Below are 12964 nucleotides of genomic sequence, written 5' to 3' on the forward strand. Positions count from 1 at the left end.
CTCCCCCCCCCCCCCCCCGCCTCTTTCTCCACGCCCAACCTGGCTTTTGCGGCCCTCGCCCCCGGCTGGCGGGGGCTGCGGGCAGCGGGCGGACTGGGGGTGGTGCGGGCGTGATCACGTGACTGGCGTGACCACCCCCAGTCGCGCATTCGCGCGACAGCCCCCGCCTGCGGGGGCCTATAGATTCCCGTGTTTGGGGTCGCGCGCTCGCGACGCTATCGCTGCTCGCTGTTACGAACAGTCCACTGGACTGTTCGTCCCGGTCGAAATGACAATAACCGAGGTAATCTCGCTCGAAAACAAACTCCGCAAACTAAACAAGCGAAACGGCTTTCGGAGCGGATGTCGCTGTGTGAGACGTAAGACTTGGCCTACCGGCCCGGAGGGTGTCGAACACGGCGACATCCGCTCCCCAAGACACGTGCCTTGCTTATCTGACCTGCTTTCCCGCTGAGCCACCGGTAAGGTACTGAGAACGTGGCCTATACCAAGTTCTCGTAGCGTCTTGCCGCTCGTGATGCTATACAGTAATTATCCCAGCAGTACTGCGATTAGGGCGATGAATATTGGGCTGGTCATTGTGGAGATTAGGATGCCGTCGCGCGCGAACGTGAGGCCCACGTTGTAGCGAGCCGCGTAATTGTAGACATTCTGGCCGGTCGGCAGCGCCGCCAGCACCACGCAAGCATACAGTTCAGAGCCACGAAAGCCCATCACGAAATACGCCAGCAGAAACGCGATAATCGGCATCACGATGTTCTTCAGCGCGGCCACCGTGAAAATCGCCGGCCGGTCGCCCTTCTCCTTCAGCGGTGTGCTGCCGTTGAGCGACATGCCGAACGCCATCAGGATCATCGGCACGGCCGACTCGCCAATCATATTGATCGGGTCGAAGATGTAATTGGGAATGGGAAACCACCCCAGTTGCGCGGAAAGCGCGGAAACGGCGATGCCGCCCAGCGAGCCGATGAGCAGCGGCTGATGCAATGGCTGCCTGACGATTTCCTTGAGCGACACATGCCCCTTGGTGGTCACGTCCAGCGCCGTCAGCCCAATCGGCGTGAACAGCGCTTGCTGCATCACCAGAATCGGCGCCACCAGCGCGCCGTTGCCGAGAATATAGGTGGCGATGGGCAGGCCGATGTTGTTGGAGTTCAAATACAGCGAGTTGAGCGTGCCGATGGTGGCGTCGGCCGGGCCGAGATGGAAGAACAGGCGATTGAGCACCAGAAACGCCACGCCCACCAGCAGCGCGGAAAAGAACGCCACGAGAATCGAGGGGTGGAAGATGGTGAGAATCTGCTCTTTCGAGAGGATCGCGAACATCAGGCAGGGGCTGGAAACGAAGAAGGAGAAGCGGTTGAGCACCATTTGCGCGGTCGATCCGCCGATACGCAAGCGCGCCGCGATATAACCCACGAGGATCACGATGCCGATCACGCAAAAGCCTTGCATGGCGTGGAGCAAGCCCATATTCCTCTCCTTCCCGGCACCCAGTCTGTCACAATCCCGCTCCCGCCGCCTCCCCGTCTCACCAAATGGCCGGCCGTTTCGGTCGCTCCCCGTTACGAATCGGACACTCCGGTGTCTGATTGGTAACGAACATTGTCAGTCCTTACTCCATTACGAATCGGACGCTGTGATGTCTGATTGGTCATGAATGGTGCTACCCCGTTACGAATCGGACGTGCGGGTGTCTGATTGGTAACGAATGGTGTTACTCCATTACTAATCGGACGTTTTGGTGTCTGATTGGTCATGGGTGCCGGTGGGTTCGGTCGGGCGGGTTAGGATTGGTGTATGACACTTGCGCTTTGTATGGATGGGGCCCGCGGCGAGCAGTTGAACGGGTTGCTTGAACAGATTATGGCCGTGTATTCCGTTAGCGACGACGAAACCGCGCTCGCCAACCAAGTCGAGGATTTCCTCAAAACGCAATCGCACCTGGCCGTGCGCCGCCACGGTGACACGGTGCTCGCCTCCACGAACCTCGGCAAGCCGCAGCGCGTCATTCTGGCCGGCCATCTCGACACCGTGCCCGTCATCGACAATTTCCCACCCCAATGGCTCGAACCCGGCGACCCGCGCATCCGCGAGGACATCGCCGCCGCGCACCCAGGCGAGCGCGTGATGTGGGGCCGCGGCGCCACCGACATGAAGGGCTCCGACGCGGTGCTGCTCTATCTGGCCGCCACGCTCACCAACCCCACAACCGACCTGACCTTCGTCTTCTACGATCACGAGGAAGTCTCCGGCGAAAAGAACGGCCTGAAAAAAGTAGCGGCCGCGCACCCCAGCTGGCTCCGAGGCGATTTCGCCATCATCGGCGAGCCGACCGATTGCGGCATCGAGGGCGGCTGCAACGGCACCATGCGCTTCGAGGTCGTCACGCACGGTGTGGCCGCGCACTCGGCGCGCGCGTGGATGGGCAGCAACGCCATCCATCAGGCCGCCGACATTCTCAACCGCCTCAACGCCTACGAGCCCCAAACCGTCGCGGTGGACGGCCTCGAATACCGCGAGGGCCTGAACGCCACGCTGATTTCCGGCGGCAAGGGCACCAATGTTATCCCCGACGAATGCCGCGTGCATGTGAACTACCGTTTCGCGCCCGACAAGTCGCTGGCCGAGGCGAAGGCGCTGATGATGGGGGCCGGCGCGGGGGCCGAGCTGGGCAATGGCGAGCATGTTGCCACCGGCGGCGTGTTCGAGGGGTTCGGCATCGAGATGAAGGACGAGTCCCCTGCCGCCCGCCCCGGGCTTGACGCGCCGCTGGCGGCTTCGCTGGCTGATCTCGTGCGCCAGCGCACCGGCCGCGAACCGCTCGCCAAACTCGGCTGGACGGATGTGGCGCGTTTCGCCGCGCTGGGCATCCCGGCCGTCAACCTTGGTGCCGGCAGCCCGCTGCTCGCCCACAAGCACGACGAGCAGTTGCCTGAATCCGACCTTACGCTTATGGCTGATATTCTTGAAGACTGGTTGGGTTAGTGGTTGGGTTAGTGGCTGGGTTAATTGAGTTAATACTAACTGAGTTAAGCTAAGTTAACTGAGTTAAGCCGCGCATATTCGATATCTTGTGGCATACTGAATAACGGCGGTTCTGCAAACCGCCAACGTGCCAGATGGCGTTGATCCCCTTGCGGTCGTTCTGATTCGACGCAAGCGACGGTGTCCGCCCTTTGAGCAACACAGACTTTGTATGGAATTGCTTCCTCGGGCGCACAAGATGCGCGGCCACGGTGAGAGTGTGGTGTGACAGCCGAGCGAGGCCCGGAGCCGACGCGATGCAGCGCGTCCGCAAGGAGCATTGTGCCCACTGTGAAGAAGGGCGAAATCGGCGACGCCGATGCCCAGCATAACCAAAACAGCAATAGCAATAGCGACAAGAGCGAGTCAACTTCGGCTTCCGCACGTCGGCGGCGCGGTGGCCGTCGCGTGGTGCGCGGCGCGGGTGAGGCAGGCGTTTCTCTGGAGCTGAAGGTGGAGGATCACGCCTCGCCGCTGTTCGAGGCGCCTGATTTCTCGGGCAATACGCATTACGACGCAGGCTACAATGAGCCGCCCGCGCCCAAAAGCCGCCGTCGTTCTGCGGCCGCTGAGGCACCGAGCGCCCGTTCGCGTCGGCGGGCGGCGGATGGCGACGACGAGCGCAGCGCCGCCGGGATTCTCGCCCCGCCCCAGCCCCCGCAGCCGCCGCAACCTCCGCAGTTCGCTGGTGCCGCGCGCCCGATGGCGTCGCCGCTGTTCCAGGAGCCGGTTATTCCCGCGAGCCTGAGTGCTGATAGTCAGGACGACGATGACGAGCGTGAGGAGCGCGGCAGCCGCCGCCGCAACCGTCGCAATCGCCGTGACGATTACCGCGACGAGCGCAGCGAGCGTGAGGATAATCGTGACGATCGCGACAGTCGTGACGACAACTATGGCGAGCGTGCCGGCAGTGACGAGCGTGCCGGTAATGATGATCGTGATAGTGATCGTGGCAACAGTCGCAATAACAATCGTGACGATAATCGCAATAACGAGCGTAATAACGATCGCAATAACAATCGCAACAGCGACGACGAGCGCGAAGAAGAGCCGTCCGCCCGCCGCAGCCGCAACCGCCGCCTCAACGCGCAGGAGCGCCGCGCCGCCGCCGAAGTCGAGCAGATCGAGGAAGACCTTGAGCTCGACGATATCGACTATCGCCCGATAGACGAAGAAGACGATGCGCAGGCAAGCGACGACGAGGACGAGTTGCGCACCCGCTCGCGCCGCCGGCGTCGCAGCCGCACCCGCTCCGACGAAAACGGCAACGAGCGCCGCAGCAGTCGCGACGAGCGCAACGACGACGAGGACGACGAGGGGACAGTCACGCGCCGCCGCCGTCGCCGCCGCGGCAAGTCGGTCGGTGACGATGATGACCAGCCGCTCATCCGCCGTTCGCGCAAGCAGCAATATATCGACGAAATCACCGACATCGAGGGCTCCACTCGCCTCGAGGCGAAGAAGCAGCGCCGCCGTGACAACCGCCGCGAACGCAGCCGCCAGTCGCAGATCATGGAACAGGACTTCCTCGCCCGCCGCGAGAACGTCGAGCGCCTGATGGTGGTGCGCGAGAAAGACAAGCACACCCAGATTTCCGTGGTGGAAGACAACGTGCTGGTCGAGCATTACGTTTCCGACATCCAGGAAGTGCAGACCGTCGGCAATGTCTACCTTGGCCGCGTGCAGAACGTGCTGCCCAGCATGGAGGCCGCGTTCGTGGACATCGGCCAGTCGCGCAACGGCGTGCTTTACGCCGGCGAAGTCAACTGGGACACCGCGCGCCTCGAAGGCCAGCCGCGCCGCATCGAGCTCGCGTTCAAGAGCGGCGACCCGGTGCTCGTGCAGGTCACCAAAGACCCGATCGGTCACAAGGGCGCCCGCCTGACCTCGCAGGTCACGCTCGCCGGGCGTTTCCTCGTGCTCGTGCCCTCCGGCGGCATGACGGGCGTGAGCCGCAAGCTGTCCGAGCGCGAACGCAGCCGCCTCAAGTCCATCGTGGCGAAAGTCGCGCCGAAGGACATGGGCGTGATCATCCGCACCGCAGCCGAGGGTGCCTCCGAAGAAGCCCTCGTCAAGGATCTTGAGAATCTGGTGCGCCAGTGGGAGCGCATCAACGCCAAGCGCGAGGAGTTCTGGCACGGCAAGCGGCCCAAGCTGCTGCAGGGCGAGCCGGACGTGGCGATTCGCGTGGTGCGCGACATCTTCAACGACGATTTCAGCAAGCTCATCGTCGAGGGAGACAAGGTGTACGAGCGCATCGAGGAATATCTCGACACGATGGCGCCCGACCTGAAGGAGAAGCTCGAGAAGTGGGATCCGTCCGAGCGCGAAGGCAAGGATGTGTTCGACAAATGGCAGATCGACTCCCAGCTGCGCAAGGGCATGGAGCGGCAGGTTTACTTGCCTTCCGGCGGTTCCATTGTGATCGACCGCACCGAGGCCATGACCACCATCGACGTGAACACCGGGCGTTTCATCGGCAAGGGGCGCTCGCTTGAGGAGACGGTGACGCGGTGCAATCTTGAGGCGTCCGAGGAGATCGCGCGCCAGCTGCGTCTGCGCGACATCGGCGGCATGGTGATGATCGATTACGTCGATATGGTGATGCCCGCGAACCGCGACCTGGTGTTGCGGCGCTTGGTGGAGTGCCTGGCTCGCGACCGCACGAAGCACCAGGTGGCCGAGGTTACGTCGCTCGGTTTGGTGCAGATGACGCGCAAGCGCATCGGGCAGGGTTTGGTCGAGGCGTTCTCCGAGGAGTGCCCCACTTGCAAGGGGCGCGGCTTCATTTTGCACGACGAGCCCACGGTTTCCGCCGATTATGACGACCCGTACGCCATGCGTGGCGGCGATCCGTTCGTCAAGACGAACAAGCATGGGCACGGCACTTTGCCCGCGCCGGAGCCGCAGGGGTCCTCGCCGGATGTCAAGGCCAAGCTCGCGCAGATTGCCGCTGCCGCTGTTGCCGCGAATAATGCGGAGAGCGCGGGGGATAAGGAAAGCGCGGCGGATAAGGAGAGTGCGGAAGGCACCGAAGGTATCGAGAGTGCCGAGGGTGCCGATAACGCGGAGAATGCAGAGACTGCGGAAGGTGCAGAGAACACCAATAACGCAGAGAACGTAGAGAACGCAAAGGGCACAAAGAACGCGAAAGGCGCAAAGAACGCCAATAACACGGAGAATACGGAGGATAAGGACGCATCCGCCGATTCGGAAGAATAATTGGCGTCAACTGCGTGTCGCGTCCCGCTTGACACGCAGTTGCGCTAGTCCGCCCGCCCGTGTAAGTTAGATTGCTGGTGTCTGTCACAGGCGCTTGTGCCGTTATTGGCACCCGCGCGGCGCAGACAGGAAAGCTTCGCTGAAATAACAGGAAATAAAAGGAACGATTATGTACGCGATTGTGAAGGCCGGTGGCCATCAGGAAAAGGTCGAGGTCGGCGACGTCATTCTCGTCAACCGTCTTGACGCCAAGAAGGGCAGCACCGTGGAGTTCCCGGTCGCGCTCGTGGTCGACGGTTCCAAGGTGACCATGGCTGCTTCCGATCTGGCCAAGCTCTCCGTCAAGGCCGAGGTTGTTGACGACGAAGCCAAGGGCCCGAAGATCAACATCCAGAAATACAAGAACAAGACCGGCGTTGCCCGCCGCAAGGGCCATCGTCAGCCGCTGAGCGCCGTCAAGATCACGGCGATCGCCTGAGGTTTTGGGTTTCAACAGTCGTAAAGCAGTCGAAAGGAACACATCATGGCACATAAGAAGGGCGCGTCCAGCTCGCGCAACGGTCGCGATTCATCGCCTCAGTACCTCGGCGTCAAGAAGTTCGGTGGCGAGGCCGTTATCGCCGGCAACATCATCGTCCGCCAGCGTGGCACCAACTTCCACCCCGGCCAGAACGTCGGCATGGGCAAGGATCACACCCTGTTCGCGCTGACCGACGGTTCCGTGAAGTTCGGCGTCCGCCGCGACCGCAAGGTTGTCGACGTCATCTGACCGGCTCAGCGTCATCTGACGCCAGCCAACGCAAACTCTTCAAACCGCACCAATGCCCCGCGCCGGTGCGGTTTTTGTTTATGCTGAGGGGTAGTGTTCCTGCACGAGTCGCCCCGCGCAGGAACTTCCCGACTACTTACGGGCCAGCCAATCCACGATGAGGCCGTACAAAACAGTCACGCCGAGGATTGCTGTCACCCACGTCTTGTCGGCGTAGGAGGCGAGCACAACGATTATGATGATCGTTGTGGCTGGGTTATTCCCGGGTTTGCCGGGTTTGTGCGGTGAAGCCATAATAAGCTCACTTTCTATAAATCGGCGACCGGACCGGTTGGCCCGGTCGATCGCCCATGCGTTTTGGATTTCCGTTTCGAGGGGAATCGGCCGCGCATGTGCGGTAAGGTGCATGCTACCGGCTGCTTGCCGTTTGGGGCAAGTGGTTGTATAGTTGGGTGTGTCGTTGAAGGGATCGTTTCGACTTCGGAGTTTTTTTAGGCGGCAGCTTGAAGCTTTTGCTCCGTTGGATCCTGATTCGATAGGGCGATTGTGTGACGCCCTCTATAAATCGGATTAAGGCCGTCGGTCGTTGAGATCGGCGGCCTTTTTCGTCTGTTGTGACTGGTCGTATACTTGGGTGTGTCGTTGAAGGGATCGGTTCAACTTCGGAGTTTTTTTTAGGCGGCAGTTTGAAGCTTTTGCTCCGTTGGGTCCTGATTCGATAGGGCGGGCTTGACGTCCTCTAATGAGTAACGGATAAAGGTCGTCGGCTTAAGGTCGGTGGCCTTTTCCGTTTGTTGTAACTAGTCGTATACGTGGGGATGTCGTTGAGGGGATCGTTCCATCTTCGGAGCTGCGCTCCCTAGCATCGCAGCTTTGAGCCGTTCCGCTAAAGATTCAGTTATAGCTGAAACTATTTCGCCAATGGACTAAAGATTCAGTTGTGACTGAAACTATGCTGTAGATGCGCTATAGTTTCAGTTATAACTGATTTTTGTATTGATGGGTAGTCAGATATGTAAGCAAGGTGGGAAGCCATGGTTCAGAAGGCTCAGAAAGTTCAGAAGGCTCAGAAGATCCAGGAGACCCAAGAGGTTCCAATGATCCAACGCTCTGAATATCTCGACCAAATCGCGCCCTTCATCGGCAAAAACATCATCAAGGTTCTGGTTGGTGTCAGGCGTTCCGGCAAATCGACCATCCTCGATCAGCTTCACGAGCGGATGCTTTCGGACGGCGTTCCCGCCGATACCATGCTTCATCTTAAGTTCGAATCCAAGGAATACGCGCATATCGCAACGAGCAGCGACCTCATCGAGTATGTGGCCCGGCACGCGCCCGATAAGACCACCAAAACCCGCCCGCTGAGATTGTTCCTCGATGAGATTCAGGAAGTCGATGGTTGGGAAAAGGCTCTGCGCTCATTTCTGGTCGATTACCATGCCGACATCTACATCACCGGCTCGAACGCGCATGTGCTTTCCAGCGACTTGGCCACCTATATTACCGGCCGTTACGTCACGATCAACGTGTTTCCGCTGTCGTTTGCGGAGTTCGCGCCCGCTTGGCGGCAGGCGCAAGGCGGCGACGATCGCGCCGCGTTCCGGGCTTATGTCACGCAAGGGGGTTTCCCCTTCCAGCATGAACTGAGCTTCGATCAGCAGGCCTCGTTGCACTATCTGGAGGATCTGTTTTCCACAATCTTGCTCAAGGACGTCATCAAACGCAACAGCATCCGCGATGTGGATTTGTTGGAACGCATCACCCGTTATGCGCTGGAGCAAGAGGGCCATCTGCTCAACGCGAAGGGGATTTCCGACTTCTTCAAAAGCGAGCGCCGCAAAGTGGCGCAGGAAACGATCGCCAACTATCTCAATGCCGCGCAGAAGGCTTATGTGCTCTATCGCGTTGGGAGAGAAGACGCGGCTGGCAAGAAAATCCTTGCGTTCAATGAGAAAATATACGTTGTCGATCAGGGGTTGCGTCAGGCGCTGGGAATAGACAACGTGGCTGGTATCGATCAGGTGCTTGAGGGCATTGTGTGCATGGAGCTGATGAGGCGCGGATATGCGCTGACCGTTGGGAAAGTCGGGAACGCGGAGGTTGATTTCATCGCGCGCAAGGAGGAGAAGACTGAGTATTATCAGGTTTCTTATCTGGCGGCGGACGAGAGTACGCGTGAGAGGGAATTTGGCGCTTTGGAGGCGATACAAGACAACTATCCCAAAACGGTGCTGTCGTTGGATGAGTTTCCGTATTCCCGCAACGGGGTGAACGGGGTGAACCTTATCGACTGGTTGCTCGGGCGCGTTTAGTGCGGTAGTGCGGTAGCGGCAGGGCGATTATCGCTTCATACCGCACCGCGAACCAATCCACGCACCCCGCGAACAAACAGGCAAACAAGCAAGCAAATAAGGTAAGTATACTTAACTTATGTATACTTACCTTAAGTATATTTACCTTAACAAAACTACAGCCAACCGAGACAGGAGCGAACATGTTCATCGGCCGCGAGCATGAGCTGGAAACCCTTGAGCGCATGTATTCGCGCAACCAATTCGCCATGGTCGTGCTATACGGCCGTCGCCGCGTGGGCAAAACCGCGCTGATGGATGAGTTCACCAAATCCAAAGACACGCTGTATTTCACGGCATTGCAGCAAAGCGACAAACTCAATCTCGCTGATTTCACCCAGGAAGTCGCGCGGTTCTTCGATTTGCCGAACAGCACACCGGCATTTGCGGATTGGCAAAGCGCCCTGAAATACGTGGCCGACCGCGCGCGGGAACGCAGCAAGCCATTCGTGTTCGTGTTCGATGAGTTCCCCTACGCAACCCAAGCCAACAAGTCGCTTCCGTCCGCCCTGCAAATCGCCATCGACCACGGCTTCAAAAACACCAATATCCTTATCATTCTTTCGGGCAGCAACGAAAGTTTCATGGAGAGCGAGGTGCTCGGCAGTAAAAGCCCGCTCTATGGCCGCAGAAGCGCGCAAATCAAACTGAAGCCATTCGACTACCTGGACGCAGCCGAGTTCTTGCCGAATTGCCGACCCGAGGAGCTGGTGAACCATTACGCCACATTCGGGGGCACCCCCTATTACCTCACTCAACTGGAGAGGCGAAAAGGCTCGTACGAGCGCAACGTGATTAACCTGTGCTTCGACCCGTATGGTCTGCTGCACGAAGAACCCATGATGCTGCTGCGTGAGGAATTGCGCGACCCGGGCATCTATTATTCGGTGCTGCAAGCCATGTCCAACGGCAACGGCACTCCCAAGGCGATTGCCGAACATGCGGGGGTCGACCAAAACGCCATCAGCGCATATCTCAAAACCTTGGAAGGCTTGGGATTGGCGGAACGCCGCGTGCCTTTTGGCGACAATCCGTCGAAGTCGCGCAAGGGCATGTGGGTGATTGCCGACCCGTTCTTTTCCTACTGGTATCGTTTCGTGGGGCCGAATGCCGGGCCCATCGAAAGCGGCAAAGGCGAAGTGGCGGCGCGGCAACTGGCGTTCGGCGAGGCGTTCTCCACGTATGTGGGCAAGCAGTTCGAGACCGTGTGCATGCAATGGGTCAAACGGGTTAACGGCACCGACAAACTGCCGCTGCTGGCCACTCATTTTGGGCAGTGGTGGGGCACCAATCCGCTCAAAAAAGAGCAGACGGACATCGACATCGTTGCGGCTGACCAGTCCTCCAAAGCCTTGCTGCTTGGGGAATGCAAGTGGCGCAACACATTCGATGAGACCGAAGCGGTGGAGGCGCTGCTTGCAAGGGTTGGCCTTATTGCGGGGTATCGCACGACGCATCTGATGTTTTTCAGCAAGCGGCCGGTGCGCGAGGCGACGAGACGCAAATATGCGGGGCGGGTCGAGTTCGTCTCGGCTGCGGACATCTATGAGCGGTAGCGGCGGGGCGATAAGGTGGCTCTATGAGTGATTTTGTGGATCGAGTGACTGCCTATATGTCCACAAATGGTGCGAAAAAATGAATAATATGTCGGTTTCCGCGCGCTCTGCTTACACTGGGTAGTGGTGTGGGGCGTCGAGTAATGGCAAATCGGAATGATGGAGGTGCGCTATGGATCATGTTGAACTTATGCGCGAGAACTCCGCGCTGGTTGCTCTGCTCAGGACCTGTGAGAAACCGGACACTTGGACTTCCATCGCCAATGATTGTGTGCTCGAAGGCAGTGCCGAGCGCATGCTTCTGCATAAGATCGACCCCGCATCCTGCCCGTTGTTGCGCGATGACGTCGATGGTGACGACATGCAGGGCACGTTGCTGGATGATGTCGGGTTAAGTTCCGGGCAGATTAAAGCGTTGAAAGACGCTTGGGCTGAGGCCGGGAAGGATCTTGAGGCGTGGCAAAGCCAAGGCCTTGATTTCGTGTCGGTGTTCGACCCGAGGTTCCCCGAACGCCTGCGCGCCACCATTGACGTGCCGCCGTTCCTGTTTGCCAGCGGTGAGTTGAGGCCTGACGATTTGGGTGTCAGCGTCGTCGGCTCGCGCCACTGCACGCCCGAAGGCGCAAGTTTCGCCGTGGGTTGCGCCCACATGCTGGTCGAGCGTGGGCTGACCGTCATCGCTGGTCTGGCCAAGGGCATCGACACCTTCGCCCACCAGACCGCGCTGAATGATGGGGGCCGCACCGTGGCGTTCATCGGCACCGGTATCGACCGGCAATACCCGGCCGAGAACCGTGACCTGCAGCATGAGATCGAGGAACGCGGACTGGTGCTCTCGCAGTTCTGGCCCGGCTCCCAGCCAACCAAGCAGTCGTTCCCGATGCGCAACGCTTTGATGTCCGGCTACGGCGTCGCCACGATCATCGCGGATGCCGGCGAACACTCCGGCACGCGAGCCCAAGCTCGTCAAGCCCAGCGCCACGGCCGTCCTATCATCATCAATCGCATGGTTTTGAGCAAGGCCCGGTGGGCGCGGGATCTGGCAGGCAGGCCCGGCGTGCATATCGTCGATAACGTGGCGGATGCCAGTAGCGCGCTGGATGGGATTTTCTTCGTCAATGACAACGTGGATGGGCTCATTGAGGCCGTGCTTGCCGAGGATCCGGCCACGGTATGAGTGCTCCGCAGCATGTGAGCAACAATCGCCGGCTGGAACTCGCGAAGGCCGAACGCATGGGCAGTTACGCGCGTGGCGTCATTTACCACAGCAAGTTCGGGCATGTCTGCTCTGTGTGCGCAGGTCCCAAGAAGGCGGAGTATGAACTGTGCGCGGCATGCGATGACGAGGCAAGGCAAGCCTCCTCACTGCCGTCTGGTGGCTTCGCTCTTGCCGATGGCGTCCGGTTTGGCCATTACGCCTATAAGGGTGAGCAGATGTACCGTGTCATGCAGGGTTATAAGAGTGCCGCCGATCCTGCTGCGAGCGACTATCAGACGGATGTCAAGTACATCGCCGCCGACGCGCTGGTCGTACATTACTCATGCATAAAGCGTTTCGCCGGCAGTATGCCAACCGCGTGGGCCACTATTCCCTCCACCCAATCCAGCCGCAATTACGGGAAGCCTCATGTCCTGACCAATTTGGTCAGGCCGTTCATGGCTCGGCTGGGAATCCCACAGCTTCGCTTGACTGCAAACACTGATAAAGCACATAACCGAATCAATCCACAGGTGTTCTCGCTATCGTCCGAATCGCAGCAGTTGAATCTCGCGCACGTTTTGCTAATCGAGGATTCGTGGACCAGCGGCGCGACGGTTCAATCGGCCGTGGCAATGCTGCGCGGCCATGGTGCGGCGCGTATCACCGTGTATTGCATCGCCCGAATCATCGATTTGGATTGGATCGAAGGCAATCTTGGCTCGGATGTCGCCAATGGCTTCCGGCATCTGGAGTACCGGGATTGTTGCCCTTGGCTTCTGTGCCAGCATCCAGTGTGAACCGAGTTGACTGGTTGCTCGGGGGCGTTTAGCGCGTTTAG

Annotated in this window: 10 protein-coding genes; 8 read left to right on the top strand and 2 right to left on the bottom strand. The window is 59.5% G+C overall.

The features are described from left to right. Positions 1 to 531: 531 nt before the first annotated feature. Positions 532 to 1473, bottom strand: a complete 942-nt coding sequence (locus tag G1C94_RS03130; protein ID WP_172144565.1) for an AEC family transporter — start codon at positions 1471 to 1473, stop codon at positions 532 to 534. A 327-nt stretch (positions 1474 to 1800) separates the two neighbouring features. On the opposite strand from G1C94_RS03130, the gene dapE reads away from it, so the two are divergent. The 4 genes from dapE to rpmA all read left to right on the top strand — a co-directional run bounded on the left by dapE (position 1801) and on the right by rpmA (position 7018). After that, positions 1801 to 2988, top strand: a complete 1188-nt coding sequence (dapE, locus tag G1C94_RS03135) for a succinyl-diaminopimelate desuccinylase (RefSeq protein ID WP_172144566.1) — start codon at positions 1801 to 1803, stop codon at positions 2986 to 2988. A 321-nt stretch (positions 2989 to 3309) separates the two neighbouring features. After that, on the top strand, positions 3310 to 6249 hold the full coding sequence (locus tag G1C94_RS03140; RefSeq protein ID WP_172144567.1) for an Rne/Rng family ribonuclease: 2940 nt from the start codon (positions 3310 to 3312) through the stop codon (positions 6247 to 6249). Positions 6250 to 6418: 169 nt separating this feature from the next. Next, the gene (gene rplU, locus G1C94_RS03145; protein ID WP_172144568.1) at positions 6419 to 6727 is read left to right on the top strand and encodes a 50S ribosomal protein L21; all 309 of its coding nucleotides are present in this window, start codon (positions 6419 to 6421) and stop codon (positions 6725 to 6727) included. 45 nt (positions 6728 to 6772) lie between these two features. Next, positions 6773 to 7018, top strand: coding sequence for a 50S ribosomal protein L27 (rpmA, locus tag G1C94_RS03150; RefSeq protein WP_172144569.1), 246 nt, complete (start codon positions 6773 to 6775; stop codon positions 7016 to 7018). Positions 7019 to 7150: 132 nt separating this feature from the next. Here rpmA and G1C94_RS03155 read toward each other — a convergent pair whose 3' ends face one another. After that, positions 7151 to 7426: a hypothetical protein gene (locus tag G1C94_RS03155; RefSeq protein WP_172144571.1), complete on the bottom strand. Its 276-nt coding sequence runs from the start codon at positions 7424 to 7426 to the stop codon at positions 7151 to 7153. 626 nt (positions 7427 to 8052) lie between these two features. Here G1C94_RS03155 and G1C94_RS03160 point away from each other — a divergent pair. The 4 genes from G1C94_RS03160 (at position 8053) to G1C94_RS03175 (ending at position 12923) form a co-directional block, all read left to right on the top strand. Beyond that, positions 8053 to 9330 (top strand): ATP-binding protein, encoded by a 1278-nt coding sequence (locus G1C94_RS03160; protein WP_216656806.1) that lies wholly within the window; start codon positions 8053 to 8055, stop codon positions 9328 to 9330. 182 nt (positions 9331 to 9512) lie between these two features. After that, positions 9513 to 10925, top strand: a complete 1413-nt coding sequence (locus tag G1C94_RS03165; protein ID WP_172144573.1) for an ATP-binding protein — start codon at positions 9513 to 9515, stop codon at positions 10923 to 10925. Positions 10926 to 11097: 172 nt separating this feature from the next. Continuing rightward, positions 11098 to 12102 (top strand): DNA-processing protein DprA, encoded by a 1005-nt coding sequence (locus G1C94_RS03170; RefSeq protein WP_172144575.1) that lies wholly within the window; start codon positions 11098 to 11100, stop codon positions 12100 to 12102. Then, entirely contained in the window at positions 12099 to 12923 is an 825-nt protein-coding gene (locus G1C94_RS03175) for a hypothetical protein (protein ID WP_172144577.1), read from the top strand. The genes G1C94_RS03170 and G1C94_RS03175 overlap by 4 nt, the downstream gene beginning before the upstream one ends. The last annotated feature ends 41 nt before the right edge of the window (positions 12924 to 12964 follow it).

The sequence above is a fragment of the Bifidobacterium panos genome (assembly GCF_012932445.1).
In the GTDB taxonomy this organism is placed as follows: Bacteria; Actinomycetota; Actinomycetes; order Actinomycetales; family Bifidobacteriaceae; genus Bifidobacterium; species Bifidobacterium panos.

What these genes read in the sequence shown, in the direction of transcription:
- G1C94_RS03130 (WP_172144565.1), bottom strand. Translation starts at nt 1,473, where the DNA reads ATGGGCTTGCTCCACGCCATGCAAGGCTTTTGCGTGATCGGCATCGTG.
- dapE (WP_172144566.1), top strand. Translation starts at nt 1,801, where the DNA reads ATGACACTTGCGCTTTGTATGGATGGGGCCCGCGGCGAGCAGTTGAAC.
- rplU (WP_172144568.1), top strand. Translation starts at nt 6,419, where the DNA reads ATGTACGCGATTGTGAAGGCCGGTGGCCATCAGGAAAAGGTCGAGGTC.
- rpmA (WP_172144569.1), top strand. Translation starts at nt 6,773, where the DNA reads ATGGCACATAAGAAGGGCGCGTCCAGCTCGCGCAACGGTCGCGATTCA.
- G1C94_RS03155 (WP_172144571.1), bottom strand. Translation starts at nt 7,426, where the DNA reads ATGCACCTTACCGCACATGCGCGGCCGATTCCCCTCGAAACGGAAATC.
- G1C94_RS03160 (WP_216656806.1), top strand. Translation starts at nt 8,053, where the DNA reads ATGGTTCAGAAGGCTCAGAAAGTTCAGAAGGCTCAGAAGATCCAGGAG.
- G1C94_RS03165 (WP_172144573.1), top strand. Translation starts at nt 9,513, where the DNA reads ATGTTCATCGGCCGCGAGCATGAGCTGGAAACCCTTGAGCGCATGTAT.
- G1C94_RS03170 (WP_172144575.1), top strand. Translation starts at nt 11,098, where the DNA reads ATGGATCATGTTGAACTTATGCGCGAGAACTCCGCGCTGGTTGCTCTG.
- G1C94_RS03175 (WP_172144577.1), top strand. Translation starts at nt 12,099, where the DNA reads ATGAGTGCTCCGCAGCATGTGAGCAACAATCGCCGGCTGGAACTCGCG.